This is a genomic window from Streptomyces krungchingensis, assembly GCF_054729265.1.
On record NZ_JBPUKY010000001.1, the window covers coordinates 4865708 to 4889615 of the forward strand.

The following is a 23908-nucleotide window of genomic DNA, read 5'->3' on the forward strand; positions in this document are numbered from 1 at the left end:
CCGGCCCCGCACACGCGGGCCCCCACGCGAGCGCGTCCGGGCCCGTCCGGCCCGCAGACGGAAGTGGCCCCCCACGCGTGCGTGGAGGGCCACCTCGGCCGGAGCGCGGGCCGCGGGCCGATGCCCGCGCCGCCCCGTCAGCGCGTCACGGCTTCAGGACCAGGGTGTCGCTCGTCCTGTCGTCGACCGCCTGCTTCGAGAAGGCCCACGGCAGCAGCTCGCCCTTGGCCCACTTGTCCGTCTGGTCGGTGTAGTGGGCGTTGTAGGCGTGTCCGGAGGCACCGGAGAGGTTGATCCACTTGGACTTGTCGAGGTCCCCGAGGTTCACCACCATCCGCATCGACGGCACCCAGACCACGCCGTAGCCGCCCGCCGCGTTCCAGCCGGTGGCGTTGACCGTCGCCTCGCCGCCGCTGAGCTTCCAGGGCCCGCGGTTGAGCATATACTTCAGGAAGGCCGGGCCCTCGGTGCCCATCGTCTGGTTCTTCAGGAACAGGCGGTGCAGCCGGCCCCAGCTCCAGGTGTCGATGTCCTTGCCGAGCTTGGCGGTCAGCTCCCAGCGGGCGTCCTTCATGGCCCGCCCGAACAGCTCGTCACGGGTGTCGGTCGCCCGGTCGGTGCGCGTCTTGGGCGACTGCCACCAGTCGTTGTCCTCGTCGTCGACGATCTTGCGGACCACCTCGAACCAGCGGTCGCCGCCGTCCGGCTGCGCCTGGTCGGCATCGCGCTGGCCGCACTCGCGCACCGACCGGTCCTCGTCCGCGGGGCCCGTCGTGTCGACCGGGTCGACCCACAGGCACTGGCCCTTGACGCGCAGCTCCTTGGGCAGCTTGTTGCCGAAGGCGAGCTTGAGGATGTTGCGCCAGGTCGCGTTGAAGTACGCGGCCGCGGCGGAGTCGGCGTCCTGGGTGTAGTCCCAGCCCTCGAGCAGCTTCTGCGCCTGGCGGACGTCCGGGTCGCCGACGTCGATCTTGAGCAGCTTGGGCACGAGCAGCTTGGCGATCTCGCTGCTGTTGTCGAGCTGCATCTGGCGCATGTCGTCGGTCGAGATCTTGCCGCCGCCGTTGATCTTCGACTCGATCAGGTCGGCGATCCGCTGGCTGCGCGTGCCGTAGCCCCAGTCCGTGGTGAGCGTGTAGGGGTACTTGTCCTTGTCGACGACGGCCTGGTTGGCGGTCACGATGTAGCCGCGGGCCGGGTCGTACTCGTAGGGCAGCTCGGCCTGCTTGATGTAGCCGGTCCACTTGTACTTGGAGGTCCAGCCCGGCGACGGGAGCGAGCCGTCGCCCTCGCCGCGGATCGGGATGCGGCCCGGCAGCTGGTAGCCGATGTGGCCCTTGGTGTCGGCGTAGACCAGGTTCTGGGACGGCACGTCGAAGTACGTCGACGCCTTGCGGAACTCCGCCCAGTCGGACGCCTTGTCCATCTGGAAGACGGCGTCCATGGAGGTACCGGGGTCCAGCGCGGTCCAGCGCAGCGCGATGCCGTAGCCGTCGCCGCGGTCGGGTGCCGCGGTGTCGACGGTGGCCTTCCTGCCGACCTTGACGAGCTCGTCGTCGCGGTCGGACAGCAGCGGCCCGTTGTTGGTCTCCCGGACGACGATCTTCTTGGAGGCGCCGCCCGCGACCTTGATCGTCTCCTTGCGGGACTTGAAGGGCAGCACCTTGCCGTCGTACTGGTAGCCGTCGCCGGTGAGCTTCTCCAGGTAGAGGTCGGTGACGTCGACCCCGGAGTTGGTCATGCCCCAGGCGATGTCCTTGTTGTGGCCGATGACCACGCCGGGCATGCCCGCGAAGGTGTAGCCCGAGACGTCGTACTGGCACTTGTCGGAGAGGCTGGTGCAGTGCAGGCCCATCTGGTACCAGACGGACGGCAGCGAGGCCGACAGGTGCGGGTCGTTGGCCAGCAGCGGCTTGCCGGTGATCGTGTGCTTGCCGGAGACGACCCAGGAGTTGGAACCGATGCCATTGCCGTTCACGCCGACGGCCGTGGGCACGTCGTCGAGGATGTCGTAGAGCCCCGAGAGCTGGCTCTGGAAGCCGGAGGGGGCGGTGGCGCCGCCCGTGAGGCCGGTGCCCGCGGTGGTCGTCGAGGCGGTGTCGCCCTGGACGTACGACCCCGTGACGTCGTCGTAGCGGCCCTCGTGCACGATCGCCTTGTTCCGGCTGTACGGGTAGTCGGGGTACAGGTCCGCGATCTGCTTCGGACCGAGCCGGCTCGTCATCAGCGAGCGGTCGATCTCGTCCTGCATGTTGCCGCGCAGGTCCCAGGCCATCGCCTTGAGCCAGGCCACCGAGTCGACCGGGGTCCACTCCTGGGGCTTGTAGTCGTTGGTGAAGCCGAGGGCCGCGTACTCCAGGGAGATGTCCTTGCCGTCCTTGCCCTTCAGGTAGGCGTTGACTCCCTTGGCGTATGCCTGGAGGTACTTCTTCGTGGACGCCGACAGCTTGGTGTCGTACTCCTGCTTCGCGATCCGGTCCCAGCCCAGGGTCCGCAGGAATTCGTCGTTCTCGACCTGGCCCTTGCCGAACATCTCGGACAGCCGGCCCGAGGTCATGTGCCGGCGCACGTCCATCTCGTAGAACCGGTCCTGCGCCTGCACGAAGCCCTGCGCCATGAACAGGTCCTCGTCGGAGGCGGCGTAGATCTGCGGGATTCCGTAGTCGTCACGCTTGACGTCGACCGGGCCCGACAGCCCGTCGAGCCGGATGCTGCCCTTCGTCTGCGGGAAGGACGCGCGCACGGTGCTGATGCTCCAGTACGCGCCGAAGGCGACGCCTGCTATGACGGCGAGCACCAGGACAATCAAGAACAGACGGGCTTTGCGCCCCTTCTTCCTGCCGGACTTGCCGGGCTTTGTGCCGGAAGAGGCGGTGGTGTTGGGGGGCATCGCTGTCCTTGCTGTCCTAACGCGAGCGGCAGGCGGTCCTGGAGTGCTGGAGCAACCATAGGCGCAGGGCCAAGAGCGCCTTGACGCGGAGTCGGGTAGTCGGGAGCACAGGCGTTCGATCTTGTCCCAGGAAGCGTCAAGAAAACGTCAAGAGTTAGGTAAGGTAACGAAGTACTTGCACTGACGTACCGGATTCCAGTGCTCGGATCCGCGTGCCTGCCATGGCGGGACCGGATTGGCGAGAAAGGAACGGCCGCTGACTGTCCACCACCTCAACCAGCTCCTGCTCGTGTGCTCGCTCGTCCTGCTCTTCGCGGTCGTGGCCGTCCGGATCTCCTCACGCAGCGGGCTCCCCACGCTGCTCGTGTACCTGGGCATCGGCGTCGCCATCGGCCAGGACGGGATCGGCGACGTCCAGTTCAACAACGCCGCGCTGACCCAGGTCATCGGATACGCGGCACTGGTCGTGATCCTCGCCGAGGGCGGTCTGGGCACGAAGTGGAAGGAGATCAGGCCGGCCCTGCCGGCCGCCTCCTCGCTGGCACTGGTGGGTATCGCGGTGAGCGTCTCCGTCACGGCCTCGGCGGCCCACTACCTGATCGGCCTGGAATGGCGCCAGGCGCTCATCATCGGAGCGGTGGTGTCCTCGACGGACGCGGCGGCGGTCTTCTCCGTGCTGCGGAAGATCCCGCTCCCCGCGCGCGTGACGGGCGTCCTGGAGGCCGAGTCGGGCTTCAACGACGCCCCCGTCGTGATCCTCGTCGTCGCGTTCTGCGCGGCCGGCCCCGTGGAGCACTGGTACGAGCTGCTGGGCGAGATCACGCTGGAACTGGCCATCGGCGCGGCCGTCGGCATCGCGGTGGGCTGGCTCGGCTCCTATGGACTGCGGCACGTGGCGCTGCCCGCCTCCGGCCTCTACCCGATCGCCGTGATGGCCATCGCCGTCGTCGCCTACGCCGCCGGCGCGCTCGCCCACGGCAGCGGCTTCCTCGCCGTCTACCTCGCCGCGATGTTCCTGGGGAACGCCAAGCTGCCGCACTGGCCCGCCACCCGCGGCTTCGCGGAGGGACTCGGCTGGATCGCCCAGATCGGGATGTTCGTGCTGCTCGGCCTGCTCGTCACCCCGCACGACATGGGCGACGACATCGTGCCCGCGCTGATCATCGGCCTGGTCCTCACCGTGGTGGCGCGGCCCCTCAGCGTCGTGACCGGCCTGCTGCCGTTCCGCATCCCGTGGCAGGAGCAGGCGCTGATGTCCTGGGCCGGACTGCGCGGCGCCGTGCCCATCATCCTCGCGACCATCCCGATGGTGAGCAACATCGAGGGCAGCCGCCGGATCTTCAACATCGTCTTCGTCCTGGTCGTCGCCTACACCCTCGTCCAGGGGCCCACCCTGCCGTGGCTGGCGCGCAAGCTGCAGCTGGGCGAGACCACGGGCGCCGCCGACCTGGGCATCGAGTCGGCGCCCCTGGAGCGGCTGCGCGGCCACCTGCTGTCCGTCGCGATCCCCGAGGGCTCGCGCATGCACGGCGTCGAGGTGGGCGAGCTCCGGCTGCCCGCGGGCTCCGCCGTGACCCTCGTCGTGCGCGACGAGACCTCGTTCGTCCCGCTGCCCACGACCGTGCTGCGGCGCGGCGACGAACTGCTGGTCGTCGCCACCGACCAGGTCCGGGACGCCGCCGAGAAGCGGCTGCGCGCCGTGGGACACGGCGGCAAGCTGGCCGGCTGGCTGGGCACCGACGGCCCGGGAACGCACCGGCAAACGGGGCATTAAAGGGCGGCGGGCATTCGCAGGCGAGCGCCGCCGTGGTGCTCATTTTCACAGGCCCGGCCCCTTGTGACCCCTGTACGATGAAGGCACACCTAGATCGAACCACCTCTGCCTGACGCAGAGCTGGCGCGACCGCACGGCGGCCGTGACGCCCTCCCGCAGTGGGCGACGGTATCTACCGCAGTTCCGCGCAAGAGGACAGCTCTCGGCGCCCCCGCAGGGCGAGTGAGTCGAAGGGGAGCGCCGGAGTCCAGGGCGTGAGCGCACGGGTCCGAGGGCCCGCACGATCACCGCCCGGCACCGGCCCCGGCACCCCTGAGGCGAGCACGCCGTGACGGGTCGCGCTACCAGGTGGCAGAAAGGCACGGGCCGTGGCATCCACGGTCACCTCCCGCCCCGGATACGGACAGCTGCTGCGCACCCGCGGCGCCTGGACGTTCCTGCTCCCCGGCTTCGCCGCACGCCAGCCGTTCGCGATGCTGACCATCTCCATCGTGCTGCTCGTGCAGCACACCACCGGCTCGTACGGAAGCGCCGGCGCCGTGGCCGCCGTCACCGGTGTCTCCATGGCGCTGTTCGCGCCCTTCACGGGCCGTCTCGCCGACCGCCACGGGCAGCGGGCCGTCCTGCTGCCCGGCGTCCTGGTGCATGCGCTGGCGGGCTTCTCCCTGACGGCTCTCGCGCTCGCCGGCGCCCCTCTGTGGGTGCTGTTCGCCGCCGCCGTGCCGACCGGGGCCTCGGTGCCGCAGATCGGCCCCATGGTGCGGGCCCGCTGGGGCGCGAAGCTCCAGGACTCCCCCTTGATGACCACGGCGGCGGCCTTCGAGTCCGTCACGGACGAGCTGACCTTCGTGTTCGGCCCGCTGCTCGCCACGGCGCTGTGCACGGCCGTGGACCCCTCCGCGGGACTGCTGACCGAGGCCTCGCTGACCCTGGTCGGCGGTCTGCTGTTCGCCGCGCAGAAGAGCACGCAGCCGGCCGTCACGACCGGCGGGCACGCGCGCGTGGAGCACGTCTCCGCCCTGCGCGTCCCCGGCGTGCGGGTCCTGATCGTGACCTTCCTGGGCATCGGCTCCGTCTTCGGCGGCATGCAGGTCTCCCTGGCCGCGTTCAGCGAGTCGATCGGCGAGCCCGGCCTCAACGGCGTCCTGTACGGCGTCTTCGCCGCCGGCAACATGCTCTCCGGCGTCGTCTGCGGTGCCATCGCCTGGAAGGCGGCGCCGCAGCGGCGCCTCGTCGTCGGGTACGCGGCCCTGGCGCTGACCGCCTCCGGCCTGTGGACGGCCCACTCCGTGGTCGTGCTCGCCGGGATCGGCCTGCTCGTGGGCATGTGCATCGCACCGGCCCTGATCACCGGCTACACCCTCGTCGAGGGCCTGGTGCCGCAGGGCGCCCGCACCGAGGCCTTCACCTGGCTGACCGGCGCCGTCGCGCTGGGTCAGGCCGCGGCCGTCACGGTGGCCGGGCAGATGGAGGACCGCCTGTGGGAGGGCGCCGGTTTCCTGGTCCCGATGGCCGGTACGGTGCTGGCTCTGGCGACCCTGGTGACCCTGCGGTCACGCCTGACACCCAGGGGCGCGGGGCGCACCGTCGCGCGTGGCGTCGGTCACCGAGTGCCGGTGACAGTGGACTGATCTCTCGGAATACGTCACTATGGACCGTCGTTAGCACTCATTGAGTGAGAGTGCCAGGAGGAAGACAAGTGCCGACCTACCAGTACCAGTGCACCGAGTGCGGCGAGGGCCTTGAGGCGGTGCAGAAGTTCACCGACGACGCCCTGACCGAGTGCCCCAACTGCGGTGGCCGCCTGAAGAAGGTGTTCTCGGCCGTCGGCATCGTCTTCAAGGGCTCCGGCTTCTACCGCAACGACAGCCGCGGCTCCTCGTCGAGCAGCTCGCCCGCGTCGTCGAAGACGTCCGGCTCCTCCACGTCGACCTCGTCGTCCTCGACGGCCTCGTCGTCGTCCTCCGACTCGAAGTCGTCGGGCACCGGCTCGTCCAGCAGCTCCGCCGCGTAGCCCGCGGGGCGCGGCTGTCGCTGCGCCCCGCGGGCCGGCCGTTCCGTGCCACTCGGCCGGATCGCCGGACCGTCCGGCCGGCTTGCCCGGTCCGCTCGGCCGGGCTTCCTCCGCCGGCACTGATCCCGGAGCGCCGCCAGGCCCCGGACCCGTTCTCCCGCGAGACCCCGCCGTCGTACGACGGCGGGGTCTCGCGCGTTCCCCCGGCCCGGCTGTCATGCCGCCCGTCCGGCTAATGTGCGGTCCATGGCGAACACGGAGAACGCACAGCGCCCCGACGAGGAGCAGACCGCGGCCCGGGCCGAGATCGGTGTGATCGGCGGCTCGGGCTTCTACTCCTTCCTCGACGACGTCACCGAGATACAGGTGGACACGCCCTACGGACCGCCCAGCGACTCCCTGTTCCTCGGCGAGATCGCCGGACGGCGGGTCGCCTTCCTCCCCCGCCACGGCCGCGGCCACCATCTGCCGCCGCACCGCATCAACTACCGGGCCAACCTGTGGGCGCTCCGCTCCGTGGGCGTACGCCAGGTCCTCGGCCCCTGCGCGGTGGGCGGACTGCGCGAGGAGTACGGGCCCGGAACCCTCCTCGTCCCGGACCAGATGGTGGACCGCACGAAGGCGCGCGCACAGACGTACTTCGACGGGATGCCGCTGCCGGGCGGCTCCGTGCCGAACGTGGTGCACGTGTCGCTGGCCGACCCGTACTGCCCGGTCGGGCGCAAGGCCGCCCTCGACGCCGCCCGCGGACGGGACTGGGAGCCGGTGGACGGCGGCGCGCTCGTCGTGGTCGAGGGACCGAGGTTCTCCACCCGTGCCGAATCGCTCTGGCACCAGGCGCAGGGCTGGTCGGTGGTGGGCATGACCGGCCACCCGGAGGCCGCGCTCGCCCGCGAACTGGAGCTCTGCTACACCTCCTTGACCCTGGTCACCGACCTCGACGCGGGCGCCGAGAGCGGCGAGGGCGTCTCGCACGAGGAGGTGCTGAAGGTGTTCGCGGCGAACGTGGACCGGCTGCGGGGCGTGCTCTTCGACACGGTCGCGGGGCTGCCGGAGAACGGGACCCGGGACTGCCTGTGCACGAGGGCGCTCGGCGGGATGGACCCGGGGTTCGACCTTCCGTGACGCGGGGCGGGGTTCTCCGGGCGGGTGCGGGGGTGCCTTGACGCCGGGGACACCCCGCCCGGCGCCAGGGACACCTTGCTCGACGGCGGGGACGCCTGGCCTCACGGCGGGGACGTCTGGCCTCACGGCGGGGACACGTGAAGGGTGGAACTTCCCGTTCGGGTGAGGGAGTTGTCCACAACCCGTGGGTAGTCCACGGGGCGCGGCGGGCTCGGCCACGAAGCCTCATCGTGGGATCGCAAGCCGGTCTTTCGTCTCAGGTGGTGGTCACCATGGCTCAGCTCTCCCTTCTAGTGCGCCCGCCCGGCGCGGACGCTCCTCCGACCTGCGAGGTGCCGCACTTCGCCCCGGTGCGCGTGCACGGCGGACGGTACGCGCTGCGGCGTCTCGCGCGGCACCGGAAGCGGGCCCTGGCCGCAGGACTCGCGGTCACGGCGGCGGCCCTCGTGGCGGCGGGCCCGCGGGACTCCGAGCGGGCGCGGGGCCATCCCCCGGACGCCGTCCCGGCCCCTTCGGCAGCGGCGTCCGCGGCCGCCTCCGATTCCGTGCGCGAGCACCGCGCGGCCGACACGGTGACGGCACCGGTGCGGATCACGGACGCCGCCACGGTCCGGCTGCTGCGGCCGGGCGACCTGATCGACGTGATCGCGGCGGACGGCGGCGGCACGGGCCGGGTCGTCGCGGCCGGAGCGCGCGTCACCGAGGTGCCGGAGGCCGAGGCCACCGAGAGCGGAGCACTGGTCCTCCTCTCGGTCCCCCGGCGGGCGGCGGCGCGGCTGGCCGGTGCGAGCGCCGGCGCACGACTGGCGGTGACGCTGCGATGACTGAGGATGTGGTGTCGAGTGCCACGTCGAAGTCGCCCAACTGGACAGGCCCCGCACGGCCTGACGTAGGTTGCGGAGCTGTTTGTTCCACAACTTGCGCGGAGGGGCCTGCTCGTGAGCGAGAAGAAGCAACCCGGCATCTGGGAGGGCTTCAAGGCCTTCCTGATGCGTGGCAACGTCGTCGACCTGGCCGTCGCGGTGGTCATCGGCGCGGCCTTCACCAACATCGTCAACTCCTTGGTGAAGGGCATCATCAACCCGCTGGTGGGCGCGATCGGCACGAAGAACCTCGACAGTTACAGCACCTGCATCAAGGACCCCTGCACCGGCAGCGGGGACACCGCGACGGGCGTCCGGATCCTGTGGGGCTCGGTGCTGGGCGCGACGCTCAGCTTCGTGATCACCGCGGCCGTCGTCTACTTCCTGATGGTGCTGCCGATGGCCAAGTACCTCGCGCGGGTGGAGGCCCGCCGGAAGGCGAAGGAGAGCACGCACGAGGTCATCGAGGTGACCGAGCTGGAGGTGCTCAAGGAGATCCGCGACGAACTCGTGGCCCAGCGCGGCCAGGGACGCGCACAGAACTGACGGCGGACCCCGGCTGCTGTCCGCGGCGTCGCGGCGGCCGGGCTCAGATGTGGTGGGGCGGCATCTCGTCGAGGAAGCGCTTCAGGTCGGCTGCGCTGTCGCCGGTGCTCTCGGCCCGCTCGCCCCACCCACGGTCCGTGTCGTCCGAGGACTGCTGGTTCAGCGGGTCGTCGAAGACCAGCGCGGGCTTCGGATCGCGCGGTTCGGGGGCGGGGGCGGTACTCATGCGACCAGGGTACGCCGGGGGCACCGCACCCAGGATCGCTTGTGAACGCCTTCACATGAATTCCCGGCGCTTTTCTGCTGTGCTTGGCCGTATGACGTCCAGCCCCGCTTCCGAACCGGCCGCAGCCCCGCCCCGGCCCTCCGGCCACAGGCCGTTGCGCCGCATGACCTCCCGCGGCCGTGACGAGGCACACCGGGTCGCCTCCCCGCTGGAGCTCTTCTTCGACCTGTGCTTCGTCGTGGCCGTCGCACAGGCGGGCATGCAACTGGTGCACGCCGTGGCCGAGGGGCACGCCGGCGAGGGCATCCTGAACTACGCGATGATCTTCTTCGCGATCTGGTGGGCCTGGATGAACTTCACCTGGTTCGCCTCGGCCTACGACAACGACGACGCGCTCTACCGCTTCGTCACCCTGGTGCAGATCGCCGGTGTCCTCGTCCTCGCGGCAGGGGTGTCCGAGGCCTTCGAGAAGCACGACTACATGCTCGTCTGGCTCGGCTACGCGATCATGCGGTTCGCGATGGTCGCGCAGTGGCTGCGGGCCGCACGCTCCACGCGGGGCGCCGAGAGAACCATGGCCCTGCGGTACGCGGGCGGAGTGCTGCTGTGCCAGGTCGGCTGGCTGGGGCTGCTGGTCCTGCCGGAGTCCGGCCGGCCGTGGGTGTACCTGGTGATGGTGGTCGCCGAACTGTGCGTCCCGGTGTACGCGGAGAAGGATCACAACACGTCGTGGCATCCGCACCACATCTCCGAGCGGTACGGCCTGTTCACGATCATCGTGCTCGGGGAGACGATCGCCGCGGCCACGATCGCCGTGAAGTCCGCCGTGGACGAGCACGAGGCGGTGGGCGAGCTGATCCCGATCGCCGTGGGCGGGCTGCTGATCGTGTTCGCCGCCTGGTGGATCTATTTCGTGGTGCCGATCCACGGACATCTGCGTTCCAGCAAGCACGCGTTCCTGTGGGGGTACGGCCACTACCTGATCTTCGCGTCGGCCGCCGCGATCGGCGCGGGACTGGAGGTGGCGGTCGAGCAGGCGGTCGGCAAGGCCCACATCTCGACGCTCGCGGCGTCCGCCGCGGTGACGCTCCCGACGGCGCTGTTCTTCCTCACGGTCTGGACGCTGCACTCCCGCCACTTCAAGGTGGGGATCGCGCAGCAGCTCGTACTGCCTACCACCGCGCTGCTGGTCATCGTGTGCACGTTCCTGGGCGAGTGGGCCGTGCTCGCCGCGGGCATCGTCTCGGCCCTGTCGGTGGTGATCGGGATGATGCTGCCCGCCCGGACGATCGTGGGAGGGACGCCGAGAACCGCGTAGACGGGCGCGGGTCGCGGAAGGTCTCCGCACCGCCGGGGTGACCGAGTGAGAACTGGCGCGGCCTGACGGGAGAGCGGGCGGCCGGTGGGAGCGGGGGCCCGGGTCCTCACACCCCGGGCGGTCATGCGCCTGGATGGTCGTGCGGTGATGTGATCGTATGACTCGGTGAGCGGGGAAGGCTGAGCGCATGACAGTTGACGCTCTGACGGATGTCACGGGTCTTCGGGTGGGGCACGCGACGCGCACCGGGGACGGCTGGCTCACCGGCACCACGGTGGTGCTCGCGCCGGAAGGCGGCGCGATCGCGGCCGTCGACGTGCGCGGCGGCGGGCCCGGCACCAAGGAGACCGACGCGCTGGACCCCCGCAACCTGGTGCAGAAGGTCGAGGCCGTGGTGCTCACCGGTGGCAGCGCGTACGGGCTGGACTCGGCGTCGGGCGTGATGGCCTGGCTGGAGGACCGGGGACGCGGGGTGCGCGTGGGCGCGGACCCCGCCCACGTGGTGCCGGTGGTGCCGGCGGCGTGCGTCTTCGATCTGGGCCGCGGCGGCGACTTCCGGGCGCGGCCCGACGCGTCCACCGGCCGGGCCGCGGTCGAGGCGGCCGACGCGAGCGAGCCGGGCGAACCGGTACGTGAGGGCTGTGTGGGCGCCGGCACCGGGGCCGTGGTCGGGCGGCTCAAGGGCGGCGTCGGCACGGCGAGCACCGTGCTGGAGTCCGGCATCACGGTGGGCGCGCTGGTGGTGGCGAACGCGGCGGGATCGGCGACGGATCCGGAAACGGGGGCGCTGTACGGGGAGTTGCTGAGCCGGCGTGTGGAGTACCCCTCGGCGGCGGTGCACGAGGCGGCGCGGGCGCGGCTCACCGAGGCCGCGGCGAGGAACGCCCCGCCCCCGCTGAACACGACGCTCGCCGTGGTCGCCACCGACGCCGATCTGACGCGTGCCCAGGCGCAGAAGCTGGCGGGCACGGCGCACGACGGGATCGCCCGCGCGGTGCGTCCGGTGCATCTGCTGAACGACGGGGACACGGTGTTCGCGCTGGCCACGGGTGCCCGGCCGCTCGCCGCGGAGAACCCCCTCGCGCTCAACGAGATCCTCGCGGCCGGCGCGGATCTGGTGACGCGGGCGATCGTGCGGGCCGTACGGGCCGCCGTGCCGGTGGACGGGCCGGGCGGCCTGTGGCCGTCCTACGAGGAGCTCTACGGGGAGCCGCCACTGGGCGATTGTCCCGGTTCTGTCACGTGATGGCGTCCGACGCGATCGGAGGGAACCCGACGCGTCGACGCTCGCTCTTTGTCCTCGAAACCGAGCGGAACCCGCGCATCACACGAAACTGGAGCAGCCCGTGACAACGCCGGACAGGACAACACGGCGCGCACTGGGGGCCTGTGCCGCCCTGATGGTCGGCGCCCTCACCCTCACCGCCTGCGGCGGCGACGCCAACGCCGACAGCGGCAAGGACAACAAGAGCGCGACCAGGACGTCCACGGCGAAGATCGTCATCTCGGCCAAGGACGGCTCGACGGGCGCGTCCATCAACGCGACCGGGGTGAAGGTCAGTGACGGCGAGCTCACCGACGTGAAGATGACGGTGGCCGGGACCGGGACGACCGTGCCCGGGACGATATCCGCGAACGGCGGCTCCTGGAAGCCGAAGGAGCAGCTGGAGCGGGGCACGAAGTACCAGATCTCGGCGACCGCGAAGGACGCGAAGGGGCGGACCTCGGCAGCCAACTCCATCTTCACGACGGTGTCTTCGGGCAACAGCTTCATCGGCACCTACACGCCCGACAACGGCTCCACCGTCGGCGTCGGCATGCCCGTGTCGTTCACCTTCGACAAGGTGATCGGCGACAAGAAGGCCGTGCAGTCGCACATCAAGGTCACGTCGAGCAGCGGCCAGCAGGTGGTGGGCCACTGGTTCGGGGCGCAGCGGCTCGACTTCCGGCCCGAGACGTACTGGAAGGCCGGCTCCAAGGTCACGATGAAGATCGACCTGGACGGCGTCGAGGGCGCGAACGGCGTGTACGGGGTGCAGAAGAAGACCGTCACGTTCACGATCGGCCGTTCCCAGGTCTCCACGGTCGACGTCCGCACGCAGACCATGACGGTCGTGCGGGACGGCAAGACCCTCAAGTCGGTGCCGATCTCCGCGGGCAGCCCGGAGAACACCACGTACAACGGGCAGATGGTGATCTCCGAGAAGTTCGTCCAGACCCGGATGAACGGCTCGACGGTCGGCTACGGCGGCGAGTACGACATCCCGGACGTGCCGCACGCCATGCGGCTGACGACGTCGGGGACGTTCATCCACGGCAACTACTGGTACAACCGCGGGAATCCGCCCTTCGGCCGGCAGGGAACGAGCCACGGCTGCGTGGGACTTGCCGACGTGCAGGGCGCGCGGGGGGACACGACCGCCAAGTGGTTCTACGACAATTCCCTCATCGGGGACGTCGTGACGGTCAAGAACTCCCCCGACAAGGCGGTCGCGCCGGACAACGGGCTCAACGGCTGGAACATGTCGTGGAGCGCCTGGACGGCGGGAAGTGCCCTCTGACGAGCGGCTTTTGACGACCGGGCGGGCCGCGCGGGAACTCTCCGCGCGGCCCGCCCGTTTTCTGTCCGTACGTTTTCTCGGTTCGCGGACATGATGTCCGACCGAGGGGCTACGGTATGCACCCACAAGGTGACATGCAGCAACGCCGGGAGAAGCCTTGAGCGTTCCGTACGAGACAGCAGCGTACGAACCACCCGAGTCGCCCGAGTCTCCGGAGGAGCATCTCGCGCGACTCCTGGGCCGCGCCCTGAACTCCTTCGAGCTGCCCGACGAGACGATACGGCAGCTCGACTGCGCGCTGGCCCACGACAGTTCGCTGCACTCCGCGCACCACAGCGCGGGGCTGCACCGCGAGACGTACCGGCACACATGGCTGCTCGCCGACGGTTCGGCGGTCACGCTGTGGGAGCTCGTGCACAACACGGCCCCCGGCCGCGACCCTCAGCACGAGGTGTACGTGGACGAGGAGGAGCTGCGTGCGGCCACGGCGCGGCTGCCGCTGCCGCCGGACGCACCGGACTTCGAGCTGCCCGTGCTGGTGCAGCTGTCGCCGATCCCCGAGCCGCGCCACGCGTACGTGCCCGACGACTCGGCGGACCACGTCCGCCGGCTGCTGCGGCGCGCGGAGAACGCGGACCGGCCGGGCGACGACCTGTCGACGCTGCTGCTGCGCGAGGCGTTCGCGCACCAGATCACCCAGGCGTTCGGGAAGCCGTGCCGTGCCGGTCGGGCGGGGCTGTGCTTCTCGCTCTACGAGCACGCGTTCCTGCTGCGGGACGGACGGGAGATCTCCCTGTGGGAGGTCGAGCACACGGCGACCCCGGACCGGCGTCACATGTGCGAGGTGTACCCGACGGAGGAGGCGGCGCGCGAGGCCATGGAGCGGCGCGCGGCGCGACTCGGCCACTGAGAGCCGGGGGCCGGACCAGGGCGCAGGTGCCGGCCGCGGAGGGCGGGGGTTGCGCCCAGGGGCAGGGGTTGCGCCCAGGGGCAGGGGGTTGCGCCTAGCGGCGGGTGTCGCCGAATCGGCGTACCAGGCCCGCGAAGGCGGCGTGTTCCTCGGGGGTGAGCTCGACCGACTCGGAGACCGGGCCGGACCGCTGCTGCTCGGGAATGGCCCGCAGCGTGTCGTCCGCGCGCCGCATCGCGTCCCGGAGGCGGGCGCGGCGCATGAAGCGTGACAGCCCGACGATCCAGATGGCGGTCGCCAGGGCGATCAGGGGCACGCCTATCAGCTGAAAGGTCGACACGTGCTCAGGCATACGTCCCAGTAGACACCACGGTCCGGGACTTTGATCCCGGACCGTGACGCATCTCGCAGATGCCTTGAACAACTCACAGATGCCGCAAAGGGGCAGAGGCCGCGCCCCTCACGCCGCGACCGGCTCCTGCGTCTCGGCCTTCGCCGATATCGGAGCGTCCGCGGCCCCCGCCGCGACGCCCGCCGGAGCCTGCCTGCGCATGCCCTTGAGGACGACGACCAGAGCGGCGCTCACACCGACGCCGGCGGCGATGGCGATCAGGTAGAGGAACGGGTTGCCGATCAGCGGGACCACGAAGATGCCGCCGTGCGGGGCCCGCAGGGTGGCGCCGAACGCCATCGACAGCGCGCCGGTGACCGCGCCGCCCGCCATGGAAGCGGGGATGACGCGCAGCGGGTCGGCCGCGGCGAACGGGATCGCGCCCTCCGAGATGAAGGAGGCGCCGAGGACCCAGGCGGCCTTGCCGTTCTCGCGTTCGGTCTGGGTGAAGAGCTTGCCGCGCACGGTCGTCGCCAGGGCCATGGCGAGCGGCGGGACCATGCCGGCCGCCATCACCGCGGCCATGATCTTCATCGCCGAGTCGCTGGGGCTCGCGACGGCGATGCCCGCGGTGGCGAAGGTGTAGGCGACCTTGTTGACCGGGCCTCCGAGGTCGAAGCACATCATCAGGCCGAGGAGGGCTCCGAGGAGGATGGCGTTGGTGCCGGTGAGGCCGTTCAGCCAGTCCGTCATGCCCTTCTGCGCGGAGGCGATGGGCTTGCCGATCACCACGAACATCAGGAAGCCGACGATCGCCGCGGAGATCAACGGGATCACCACGACCGGCATGATGCCGCGCAGGGCCGCCGGGATCCTGACCCGCTGGATGGCGAGCACCACCGCACCGGCGATGAGACCGGCGGCCAGACCGCCGAGGAAGCCGGCGTTGATGGTGAGGGAGATCGCGCCGCCCACGAAGCCGGGCACGAGTCCTGGCCGGTCGGCCATGCCGTAGGCGATGTAACCGGCCAGGACCGGCACGAGGAAGCCGAAGGAGACGACGCCGATCTGGAAGAACAGGGCTCCCCAGCTGTCCGCCTGGGTCCACAGGAAGTGGTCCATGACCGAGGGCGCCTTGTTGATCCTGTAGCCGCCGATCGCGAAGCCCAGGGCGATCAGCAGACCGCCCGCGGCGACGAACGGGACCATGTAACTAACGCCGGACATCAGCCACTTGCGCAGCTTGGTGCCGTAGCCCTCGCCGGACTCGCCGGCGCGCTCGACGGGTGTGCCGTGGGCCGCCGCGGCGGTGACCTCGCCGCGCGCCGCCTTGTCCCGCACCTCGGCGATGAGCGCGGCGGGCTTGTTGATGCCCGCCTTCACGCCGACGTCGACGGTCGGCTTGCCGGCGAAGCGGTCCCTGTCCCGCACCGGCACGTCGTGAGCGAAGATCACGCCGTCCGCGGCGGCGATGACCCCGGGGTCGAGACGGGTGAATCCGGCCGAGCCCTGCGTCTCGACGACGACCTCGACGCCTGCCTCGCGGCCGGCGTTCTCCAGGGACTCGGCCGCCATGTAGGTGTGGGCGATGCCGGTGGGGCAGGAGGTGACGGCGACGACGCGGAACGGCCGCTCGGCCTCCGCGTCGGTGGCACCCGGCGCCGGGGCGGGTCCGTCCTCGACGGTCGCACCCGGCGCCGGGGCCGCGCCGTCCACGTCGGTGTCGGCGGAGGCCGCCGCATTCGGCACCGTCGCGGAGTCCTCGGGGGCCTCGGCGGGCGCCGCGGCCGGGGCCGGGGGCTCCTCGCCGCGGATGAGCGCTGCCGCGGTCGCCGCGTCGTCCGCGGCCCGCAGCGCGGAGGTGAACTCGGCGTTCATCAGCTGACGGGCCAGGGACGACAGGATGGTGAGGTGGGCGTCGTCCGCGCCCGCCGGGGCGGCGATCAGGAAGATCAGGTCGGCGGGTCCGTCCGGTGCGCCGAAGTCGATGCCCTCCGCGCTGCGTCCGAACGCGAGCGTCGGCTCGGTGACGTGCTCACTGCGGCAGTGCGGGATGCCGATGCCGCCGTCCAGGCCCGTCGGCATCTGGGCCTCGCGAGCCGCCACGTCGGCGAGGAAGCCGTCGAGGTCGGTCACCCGGCCCAGGGCGACCATGCGTTCCGCGAGGGCACGCGCCGCCGCTTCCTTCGTATCGGCGGACAGGTCGAGGTCGACCAGGTCCGCGGTGATCATCTCGCTCATCGCGGGCTCCTTCGCACGCGTATCGCCCGTGGGGATTCGTGGGCGGGGGTGGGGACGGGGATGCTGCGCCCAGAGGGAACAGGCGTGAGGGGGGTGAGAGGGGTGAGGGGGCTGCGGAGTGTGAGAGGGGTGAGGGAAGTGACTGCGGTGGGGCAGAGGGCCGCGGGACCGGGGAGGCCCCGCCGTTCGGCTGCGGCGAGGAAGGGGAGTCCCCGCCGTGTCAGGGGCGTACGGGCCGGGCGGGCGGCCGCGGTCATGGCACCGGTTCCGTGAGGGGAAGGTCCATCGGGATCTCCGTGGTGACCGTCACCGCGGAGGCGTCGAGGTCGGCCGGTCCGGGCATCACGCTGCCGGGGAGCTGGACGGCTGCCGCGCCGTGGGCGACGGCGGAGGCGAGAGCGGCGGGACCGCGGCCGCCGGCGATCAGGAAGCCGGCGAGCGAGGAGTCGCCGGCACCTACGTTGCTGCGTACGGCGTCGACGCGGGCGCTGCCGAACCAGGCGCCCGTCTCCTCCACCAGCAGCTGCCCGTCCGCGCCCAGGCTCGCGAGCACGGCTCGTGCGCCCTGCTCGCGCAACTCCTCCGCCGCCTTGACCGCGTCGCCCACCGTGGCGAGGGGACGGCCGACGGCCTCCGCGAGCTCCTCGGCGTTCGGCTTCACCACGTCGGGCCGCTCGCGCAGCGCCTCCCGCAGCGCCTGGCCGGACGTGTCCAGCGCGATCCGGGCGCCCGCCGCGTGGGCCCGCGCGACGAGATCGGCGTACCAGGACGGCGCGAGCCCGCGCGGAAGGCTGCCGCAGCAGGTGATCCAGTCGGTGTTGCCGGGGCGGTAGTGCCGGCGGACCGTCTCCAGGAGGAGTTCCGCCTCGGCGGCGGAGAGTTCGGGACCCGGTGCGTTGATCTTCGTGAGCGTGCCGTCGGGTTCGGCGACCGAGATGTTCGAGCGGGTGGCTCCGGCGACCGGGACCGGCGCGACCTCGATGCCCTGCGCGTCGAGCAGCTGGGCGACGAGTGCGCCGGGCGCTCCGCCCAGCGGGAGGACGGCGACCGTGTGCCGTCCGGCCGCGGCGGCCGCGCGCGAGACGTTCACGCCCTTGCCGCCCGGGTCCATGCGTTCGCCGGTGGCCCGGATGACCTCGCCGCGGTCGAGCGACGGGACCTCGTACGTACGGTCGAGGGAGGGGTTGGGGGTGACGGTCAGGATCATGCGCACTCGTTTCTCGGACACGGCACTGACGGCCCGCGTTCTCCGCACGGCACTCGCATGCCGCGTTCTCCACGGCACTCGCGTGCCGTGCTCTACACACACAGCACTTCGGTGCCGCCCCGCTCGACGGAGGCAGCGTCTTCGGGGCTCAGCCCGCGGTCGGTGATCAGCAGGTCCACGTCGCACAGGTCGCCGAAGCGGGCGAAGTGCTCCTGGCCGCTCTTGGAGGAGTCGGCGAGCAGCACCACGCGGCGCGCGGCGTGCAGGGCGGCGCGCTTGACGGCGGCCTCGGCCAGATCGGGGGTGGTCAGTCCGTAGTCGGCCGAGAAGCCGTTGGCCGCGATGAAGAGGACGTCGGCGCGGATCTCGCCGTACGCGCGCAGCGCCCAGGCGTCCACGGCGGCGCGGGTACGGTGCCTGACGCGTCCGCCGACGAGGTGGAGCTGGATGCCGGGGTGGTCGGCGAGGCGGGCGGCGATGGGCAGGCTGTGGGTGACGACGGTGAGCGTCGCCTCCAGGGGGAGGGCACCGGCGAGCCGGGAGACGGTCGATCCGGCGTCCAGGATCACCGTGCCGTCGCCGGGCAGTTCGGCGAGGGCGGCCCGCGCTATGCGGTCCTTCTCGTCGGCGGACGTGGACTCGCGCTCGGCGAGGTCGGGCTCGAAGTCCAGACGTCCGGCCGGGATCGCCCCGCCGTGCACGCGGCGCAGGAGACCCGCGCGGTCGAGGGCCTTCAGGTCCCGGCGGATGGTCTCCGCGGTGACCTGGAACTCCTCGGCCAGCGAGAGCACATCCACCCGTCCGCCGTCACGGGCGAGCCGCAGGATCTCCTGCTGTCGCTCCGGTGCGTACATGTCCGCTCGCCTCCGCATGATGCCCGAACCTGTGGTTTCACTCGGAGGCTACGCCCGGATTTCTGAAATGTAAACACGTTCGGGCTTGATTCGGGCATGAACGGACTTCTGGTGGTGTCCGGGGCGTGCTGGGGCGGACCGTTTCGACTCCGGTGCGGTGGGCCTGGCCTCGCCTCTGGTCCGGTGGGTGGGCCGCGCCTTCGGTCCGGTGGGTGGGCCGCGCCTTCGGTCCGGTGGGTGGGGTGCGCCTTCGGTCCGGTGGGTGGGTCGGGTCCGTGCCGGTGATCCGCCCGTTGCAGCCGTCGTGTGGTCCGGTGGATCAGTGCGGTGGGGTCGTGTTGCCGTCCGCAACGGGCATGTGATGCACCGGCACGGCCCCTTCCGCGAGAGCGCGAGTGCGGGTGTCAGTGGGGCTGGGGTCCACCCTCCGGCAGCGCCCGCCCCGTCGCGCCTTGAGGGCACGGAGCCACCTTTCAGCCCGTCCGGCGCTTGAGGACGAGGCCGTCCAGGCCGGTTTCCCCTGGGCCCCGGGTCGTCGGTTTCGGGGGTTGGGGCTGGGGTTGGGGACAGTGCCTCAGCCCGTCCGGCGTTTGAGGACGAGGCCGTCCAGGCCGACGGGGGTCCGGGGGGCGGAGCCCCCGGGGGTTCGGGTCGGGTAGGGGCGGAGGGGGCGAAAGACCTGGTGGGCGCCCGCTGGGGAGAGGGGCGCTCGAACGCGGCAGGGCGTGCGGCGGCGTGGGCCCCTTCGGTCAGGGGTGCGCGAACGGGGGCGGGCCCGGCACCTGAGGTGCCGGGCCCGCTCCCCTCCACCGGGTCTCAGCCGACGAGCTCGGGCTCCCGCTCCCCCGCCGCCGCGGCAACACCCGCGTCCCCGGCGTCCGCACCCTCGACGTGCTGGGCCGGCCGCTTCGGCAGGGCGAACATCAGCAGGAAGATGACCGCCATCACCGCCGCGACCCAGCCCAGCGCGTGCTGGAAGGCGTTCACGAAGGCGGGGCCCACCTGGGCCCGGGTCAGCCGGTCGCCGATCTCGCCGAAGAAGAGGACCGACACCAGGCCGAGTCCGAGGGCGTTGCCCATCTGCTGCACGGTGTTGATGAGTCCGGAGGCCGAGCCGGAGTGCTCGCGCGGGACCTCCGAGAGCACCGCGTCCGTCAGCGGGGCCACGATGAAGCCCATGCCCGCGCCCATGACCACCAGCGGGAGGGCCATCTGCCAGGAGGCGATGGACATGCCGTACCGGTCGGACTCCCAGATGTAGAGGAGTACACCGAGCGCCATGGTCAGGGCGCCCGCCTGGAGGACCTTGCGGCCGAACCGGGGGACCAGCAGCTGCACCGACATGCCCGCCGCCGCCGACACCGCGATGGAGAACGGAACCCCGGTCAGACCGGCGTGCAGCGGGCTCCAGCCGAGGCCGACCTGCATGTACAGCGTCCAGACCAGGAAGAAGACGCCGAGGCCGACACCGAAGACCGTCTGGACGGCGATGCCCGCCGCGAAGCTCTTCACCTTGAACAGCGACAGCTCCACCAGCGGCGAACCGTCCCGCGCGGTCTTCCGCTTCTCGTACGCCACCAGCACCGCGAAGACGACCAGGGCGCCGGCCATCGACACGTATCCCCACACCGGCCAGCCCAGCTCGCGGCCGCGGGTCAGCGGGTAGAGCAGCATCAGCAGGCCGAGCGTGACGAGGGCGACGCCGACGAGGTCGAGCTTGAGGGCCCGCGGGGCCTTGGACTCGCTGATGAAACGGCGGCCCAGGAACAGCGCGACCACACCCACCGGCAGGTTGATCAGGAAGATCGGCCGCCACTCCAGGCCGAACAGGTTCCACTCGGTCAGCAGGGCACCGAGCAGCGGGCCGGACACGGCGCCGAGACCGACGATCGCGCCGAAGAGGCCGAAGACCTTGCCCCGCTCGTGCGCCGGGAAGGTGGCGTGCACGATCGACAGCACCTGCGGCACCATCATCGCCGCCATGGCGCCCTGGAGGATGCGCGAGGCGACGAGCATCTCCGGGTTGGCGGCGAAGCCGCACAGGGCCGAGGCCACGGTGAATCCGGCTATGCCGATGAGGAAGAGCCGCTTGCGTCCGTGGATGTCGCCGAGCCGTCCACCCGTGATCAGTCCGGCGGCGAAGGCCAGCGCGTAGCCCGCGGTGATCCACTGGATCTGGCTGAACGAGGCGCCGGCGTCCTGCTGGATCGACGGGATCGCGATGTTGACGATCGTGACGTCGACCAGGTCCATGAAGGCCGCGGTCATCACGATGGCGAGGGCGAACCAGCGTCGCCGGTCGGCCGCCCCGGACGGGGCGTCGGCCGGCTCGGCCTTGCTGCTGAGAGTGGTCTCGGTGGAGGTCATGGAAAGAAGGTAGAACCCCACTAGGTCAGATCGTGTCCTAGATGTGCGGCACTCTGGAAAACATGACAACGGACACTCCGGCACGTCTCCTCCAGCTCCTCTCCCTCCTCCAGACGCCCCGCGAATGGCCCGGCGGCGAGCTCTCCGAGCGGCTCGGGGTGTCCCGCCGTACCGTCCGGCGGGACATCGACCGCCTGCGGGAGCTCGGCTATCCCGTACAGGCGACCAAGGGGGCCGACGGCGGCTACCGGCTGGTCGCGGGCAAGGCGATGCCTCCGCTCGTGCTCGACGACGAGGAGGCCGTCGCGATCGCGGTGGGGCTGCGGGCCGGCGCCGGGCACGCCGTCGAGGGCGTGGACGAGGCCTCGGTACGGGCCCTGGCCAAGCTGGAACAGGTCCTGCCGTCCCGGCTGCGCCACCGCGTGTCCACGCTGCAGGCCGCCACCACTCCGCTGACCAGCGGGGACGGCGCGAGCATCGCACCCGAGACGCTGACCGTGATGGCGTCGTGCGTCGCGGGCCGGGAGCGGCTGCGGTTCGCGTACCGCTCGGGGGACGGGACGCCGTCACGGCGGCTGACGGAGCCGTACCGGCTCGTCTCCACCGGCCGCCGCTGGTACCTCGTCGCCTACGACCTCGACCGCGAGGACTGGCGTACGTTCCGCGTCGACCGGGTCTCCGAGCCGTTCGCCACGGGGGCCCGGTTCGCGGCGCGCGAGCTGCCCGCCGGGAACGCCGCCGACTACCTGCGGCAGTCCATGTACCGGCGCCAGGAGACGTACACGTTCGAGGTCACCTTCGCCGCTCCCGCCGAGTTCGTCGCGGCGCGGCTGCCCGCCTGGCTCGGTGCGCCCGAACCGGTCGACGACCACAGGTGCCGGCTGCGGGCCTCGGCCGGCGACTCCGTGGAGTGGCTGGCGGTGCGGCTCGCGATGGTCGACTGCGAGTTCGTGGTGCACGAGCCGCCGGAACTGGTCGGCTGCGTGCGGGACTTGGGCGCTCGCCTGACGCGGGCGGGCGGCGACCCGGCGGACGCCGGAACGCTCGCCGCGCCCCGCGGATGAGCCTCGGCCTCCGGGACGGCCCGCCGCGCGGCGGGGCGGCCGGTCCGCTCACGGGCGCTGCGGGCTCGGCCTCGATGGGGCCGGGTTGCCGTTGTGTCGCTGTGGCAGAATCTGCCCTTCGGGTCACCCCGGGGTTCAGGTCCGGGGTGGCCCGTCAGCGTTCTGCCCGAAAGCCCGCACGCGCAGCCCTCGCAGAACGGAGCCGAGCCTCGGCGCCAGGGGGGGGTGAGGCGCCGAGGCTCGGCTCGGAGGAGTCCCGTCGCGAGGGGGGGTGCGTCGGGACTCGGCTCTTGGGGGTCGATGGTGCGTCTGCCCTGGGCTGAGCCCTTCAACCCTGGGCTCTGAAGTCTTGTTCCCAGAGCCCAGCAGGTTGAAGCGGCCTTACATGGCCATGTCTGGTCGACTTGTGGCCAACGTTGCGCGCGCGATCGGCGCGATACGAGCGGACTCGTCGACTCCGGTGCTTACGCCGCCGCGTCGAACCCGGTGTCGCGGGCCAGCTTCTTCAGTTCGAGAAGGGCGTGCTTCTCGATCTGACGGATGCGCTCGCGCGTCAGCCCGTGCTCCTTGCCGACCTCGGTGAGCGTGCGCTCCCGGCCGTCCTCGATGCCGTACCGCATCTTGATGATGGAGGCTGTGCGCTGGTCGAGGCGGCCGATCAGGTCGTCCAGCCCCTCGCTGCGCAGCAGTGTCAACACCGACTGCTCGGGCGACACGGCCGAGGTGTCCTCCAGCAGGTCGCCGAACTGGGTCTCGCCCTCGTCGTCCACCGACATGTTCAGCGAGACCGGGTCGCGGGCCCAGTCCAGGACGTCGCCGACGCGCTCCGGGGTCGAACCGAGCTCGGCGGCGATCTCCGCGTGCTCCGGCTCCCGCCCGTGCTCGCGGTTGAACTCGCGCTGTACGCGGCGGATGCGGCCCAGCTCCTCGACCAGGTGCACGGGGAGGCGGATCGTGCGCGACTGGTCGGCGATCGAGCGGGTGATGGCCTGGCGGATCCACCACGTGGCGTACGTCGAGAACTTGAAGCCCTTGCGGTAGTCGAACTTCTCGACGGCGCGGACCAGGCCCGCGTTGCCCTCCTGGATCAGGTCGAGCAGGGGCAGGCCGCTGCGCGGATAGCGTCGCGCCACGGCCACGACCAGGCGGAGGTTCGAACGGATGAATATGTCCTTCGCCCGCTCCGCGTCCGCGACGAGCGCCTCGAGCTCCTCACGGGTGGCGTCGGCCTGGGCCTCCTCCTCCCCGTCGAGGATCTGCCGCGCGAACACACCCGCCTCGATGATCTGGGACAGCTCGACTTCCTTGGCGGCGTCGAGCAGGGGCGTACGCGCGATCTCGTCGAGGTACATGCCGACCAGGTCGCGGTCGGCGATCTCGCCGCCTACGGCGCGAACACTGCGTGCCGCGTCGGCGGTCTCGCCGGTGGCGGACTGACGACGGGCGACGGCACGGGTTGCCATGCGTGCTCCCTTGCGATGGTGGGCTTGCGGGTGGTCCTGGACTTCGGGTTCACCCTCCCGGGTGCCCGGCATCCGATGGAAACAACGACTGGAATCAGGACAGAATTCCCAACCCGCCCCTCGATTTTTCTGATCATGCAGTACCCTGTCCGGC

At 71.3% G+C, this 23908-nt stretch carries 19 protein-coding genes; 11 read left to right on the plus strand and 8 right to left on the minus strand.

Annotated elements, in window-relative coordinates; all coding sequences use genetic code 11:
- Positions 1-145: 145 nt before the first annotated feature.
- Positions 146-2890 (minus strand): penicillin acylase family protein, encoded by a 2745-nt coding sequence (locus tag ACSYGO_RS21390; RefSeq protein WP_426677703.1) that lies wholly within the window; start codon positions 2888-2890, stop codon positions 146-148.
- 235 nt (positions 2891-3125) lie between these two features.
- Between ACSYGO_RS21390 and ACSYGO_RS21395 the strand changes: the two genes are divergently transcribed.
- From ACSYGO_RS21395 to mscL, 6 genes are all read left to right on the plus strand, one after another.
- On the plus strand, positions 3126-4664 hold the full coding sequence (locus ACSYGO_RS21395) for a potassium/proton antiporter (protein ID WP_426677702.1): 1539 nt from the start codon (positions 3126-3128) through the stop codon (positions 4662-4664).
- 368 nt (positions 4665-5032) lie between these two features.
- Positions 5033-6295 (plus strand): MFS transporter, encoded by a 1263-nt coding sequence (locus ACSYGO_RS21400; RefSeq protein WP_426677701.1) that lies wholly within the window; start codon positions 5033-5035, stop codon positions 6293-6295.
- Between the two features lie 68 nt (positions 6296-6363).
- Positions 6364-6678, plus strand: coding sequence for an FmdB family zinc ribbon protein (locus tag ACSYGO_RS21405; RefSeq protein ID WP_426677700.1), 315 nt, complete (start codon positions 6364-6366; stop codon positions 6676-6678).
- A gap of 246 nt (positions 6679-6924) precedes the next feature.
- Positions 6925-7803: an S-methyl-5'-thioadenosine phosphorylase gene (locus ACSYGO_RS21410; RefSeq protein ID WP_426677699.1), complete on the plus strand. Its 879-nt coding sequence runs from the start codon at positions 6925-6927 to the stop codon at positions 7801-7803.
- 272 nt (positions 7804-8075) lie between these two features.
- Complete coding sequence (locus ACSYGO_RS21415; RefSeq protein ID WP_426677698.1) at positions 8076-8627, plus strand: hypothetical protein; 552 nt, start codon at positions 8076-8078, stop codon at positions 8625-8627.
- A 114-nt stretch (positions 8628-8741) separates the two neighbouring features.
- Positions 8742-9212 carry a large conductance mechanosensitive channel protein MscL gene (gene mscL / locus ACSYGO_RS21420; protein ID WP_426677697.1) on the plus strand — a complete coding sequence of 157 codons (471 nt, stop codon included), beginning with the start codon at positions 8742-8744 and terminating at the stop codon, positions 9210-9212.
- 43 nt (positions 9213-9255) lie between these two features.
- Here mscL and ACSYGO_RS21425 read toward each other — a convergent pair whose 3' ends face one another.
- Complete coding sequence (locus ACSYGO_RS21425) at positions 9256-9438, minus strand: hypothetical protein (RefSeq protein WP_460387252.1); 183 nt, start codon at positions 9436-9438, stop codon at positions 9256-9258.
- 91 nt (positions 9439-9529) lie between these two features.
- Between ACSYGO_RS21425 and ACSYGO_RS21430 the strand changes: the two genes are divergently transcribed.
- The 4 genes from ACSYGO_RS21430 (at position 9530) to ACSYGO_RS21445 (ending at position 14227) form a co-directional block, all read left to right on the plus strand.
- Entirely contained in the window at positions 9530-10756 is a 1227-nt protein-coding gene (locus ACSYGO_RS21430; protein WP_426677696.1) for a low temperature requirement protein A, read from the plus strand.
- A 187-nt stretch (positions 10757-10943) separates the two neighbouring features.
- Positions 10944-12002 carry a P1 family peptidase gene (locus ACSYGO_RS21435; RefSeq protein ID WP_426677695.1) on the plus strand — a complete coding sequence of 353 codons (1059 nt, stop codon included), beginning with the start codon at positions 10944-10946 and terminating at the stop codon, positions 12000-12002.
- 100 nt (positions 12003-12102) lie between these two features.
- Positions 12103-13317: a L,D-transpeptidase gene (locus ACSYGO_RS21440; protein WP_460387254.1), complete on the plus strand. Its 1215-nt coding sequence runs from the start codon at positions 12103-12105 to the stop codon at positions 13315-13317.
- A gap of 157 nt (positions 13318-13474) precedes the next feature.
- The gene (locus ACSYGO_RS21445; protein ID WP_095934930.1) at positions 13475-14227 is read left to right on the plus strand and encodes a DUF6227 family protein; all 753 of its coding nucleotides are present in this window, start codon (positions 13475-13477) and stop codon (positions 14225-14227) included.
- Between the two features lie 94 nt (positions 14228-14321).
- Here ACSYGO_RS21445 and ACSYGO_RS21450 read toward each other — a convergent pair whose 3' ends face one another.
- The 5 genes from ACSYGO_RS21450 to ACSYGO_RS21470 form a co-directional block, all read right to left on the minus strand.
- Complete coding sequence (locus ACSYGO_RS21450; protein ID WP_426677693.1) at positions 14322-14579, minus strand: hypothetical protein; 258 nt, start codon at positions 14577-14579, stop codon at positions 14322-14324.
- Positions 14580-14687: 108 nt separating this feature from the next.
- Positions 14688-16799, minus strand: coding sequence for a PTS fructose transporter subunit IIABC (locus ACSYGO_RS21455; RefSeq protein ID WP_460387256.1), 2112 nt, complete (start codon positions 16797-16799; stop codon positions 14688-14690).
- Between the two features lie 253 nt (positions 16800-17052).
- On the minus strand, positions 17053-18006 hold the full coding sequence (pfkB, locus tag ACSYGO_RS21460; protein WP_095934933.1) for a 1-phosphofructokinase: 954 nt from the start codon (positions 18004-18006) through the stop codon (positions 17053-17055).
- A 92-nt stretch (positions 18007-18098) separates the two neighbouring features.
- Positions 18099-18860 carry a DeoR/GlpR family DNA-binding transcription regulator gene (locus ACSYGO_RS21465; protein WP_426677691.1) on the minus strand — a complete coding sequence of 254 codons (762 nt, stop codon included), beginning with the start codon at positions 18858-18860 and terminating at the stop codon, positions 18099-18101.
- A gap of 816 nt (positions 18861-19676) precedes the next feature.
- Positions 19677-21227 (minus strand): MFS transporter, encoded by a 1551-nt coding sequence (locus ACSYGO_RS21470; RefSeq protein ID WP_426677690.1) that lies wholly within the window; start codon positions 21225-21227, stop codon positions 19677-19679.
- Between the two features lie 62 nt (positions 21228-21289).
- Between ACSYGO_RS21470 and ACSYGO_RS21475 the strand changes: the two genes are divergently transcribed.
- Complete coding sequence (locus ACSYGO_RS21475) at positions 21290-22291, plus strand: helix-turn-helix transcriptional regulator (protein ID WP_426677689.1); 1002 nt, start codon at positions 21290-21292, stop codon at positions 22289-22291.
- A 464-nt stretch (positions 22292-22755) separates the two neighbouring features.
- On the opposite strand, the gene ACSYGO_RS21480 is transcribed toward ACSYGO_RS21475, so the two are convergent.
- The gene (locus tag ACSYGO_RS21480; RefSeq protein WP_345646112.1) at positions 22756-23754 is read right to left on the minus strand and encodes a sigma-70 family RNA polymerase sigma factor; all 999 of its coding nucleotides are present in this window, start codon (positions 23752-23754) and stop codon (positions 22756-22758) included.
- Between the last annotated feature and the right edge of the window lie 154 nt (positions 23755-23908).

Bases quoted from the DNA above. Each gene is read 5' to 3' on its own strand.
- pfkB (WP_095934933.1), bottom strand. From the start codon at position 18,006: ATGATCCTGACCGTCACCCCCAACCCCTCCCTCGACCGTACGTACGAG.
- ACSYGO_RS21425 (WP_460387252.1), bottom strand. From the start codon at position 9,438: ATGAGTACCGCCCCCGCCCCCGAACCGCGCGATCCGAAGCCCGCGCTG.
- ACSYGO_RS21390 (WP_426677703.1), bottom strand. From the start codon at position 2,890: ATGCCCCCCAACACCACCGCCTCTTCCGGCACAAAGCCCGGCAAGTCC.
- ACSYGO_RS21470 (WP_426677690.1), bottom strand. From the start codon at position 21,227: ATGACCTCCACCGAGACCACTCTCAGCAGCAAGGCCGAGCCGGCCGAC.
- ACSYGO_RS21465 (WP_426677691.1), bottom strand. From the start codon at position 18,860: ATGTACGCACCGGAGCGACAGCAGGAGATCCTGCGGCTCGCCCGTGAC.
- ACSYGO_RS21475 (WP_426677689.1), top strand. From the start codon at position 21,290: ATGACAACGGACACTCCGGCACGTCTCCTCCAGCTCCTCTCCCTCCTC.
- ACSYGO_RS21455 (WP_460387256.1), bottom strand. From the start codon at position 16,799: ATGAGCGAGATGATCACCGCGGACCTGGTCGACCTCGACCTGTCCGCC.
- ACSYGO_RS21450 (WP_426677693.1), bottom strand. From the start codon at position 14,579: ATGCCTGAGCACGTGTCGACCTTTCAGCTGATAGGCGTGCCCCTGATC.
- ACSYGO_RS21410 (WP_426677699.1), top strand. From the start codon at position 6,925: ATGGCGAACACGGAGAACGCACAGCGCCCCGACGAGGAGCAGACCGCG.
- ACSYGO_RS21435 (WP_426677695.1), top strand. From the start codon at position 10,944: ATGACAGTTGACGCTCTGACGGATGTCACGGGTCTTCGGGTGGGGCAC.
- ACSYGO_RS21415 (WP_426677698.1), top strand. From the start codon at position 8,076: ATGGCTCAGCTCTCCCTTCTAGTGCGCCCGCCCGGCGCGGACGCTCCT.
- ACSYGO_RS21480 (WP_345646112.1), bottom strand. From the start codon at position 23,754: ATGGCAACCCGTGCCGTCGCCCGTCGTCAGTCCGCCACCGGCGAGACC.
- ACSYGO_RS21430 (WP_426677696.1), top strand. From the start codon at position 9,530: ATGACGTCCAGCCCCGCTTCCGAACCGGCCGCAGCCCCGCCCCGGCCC.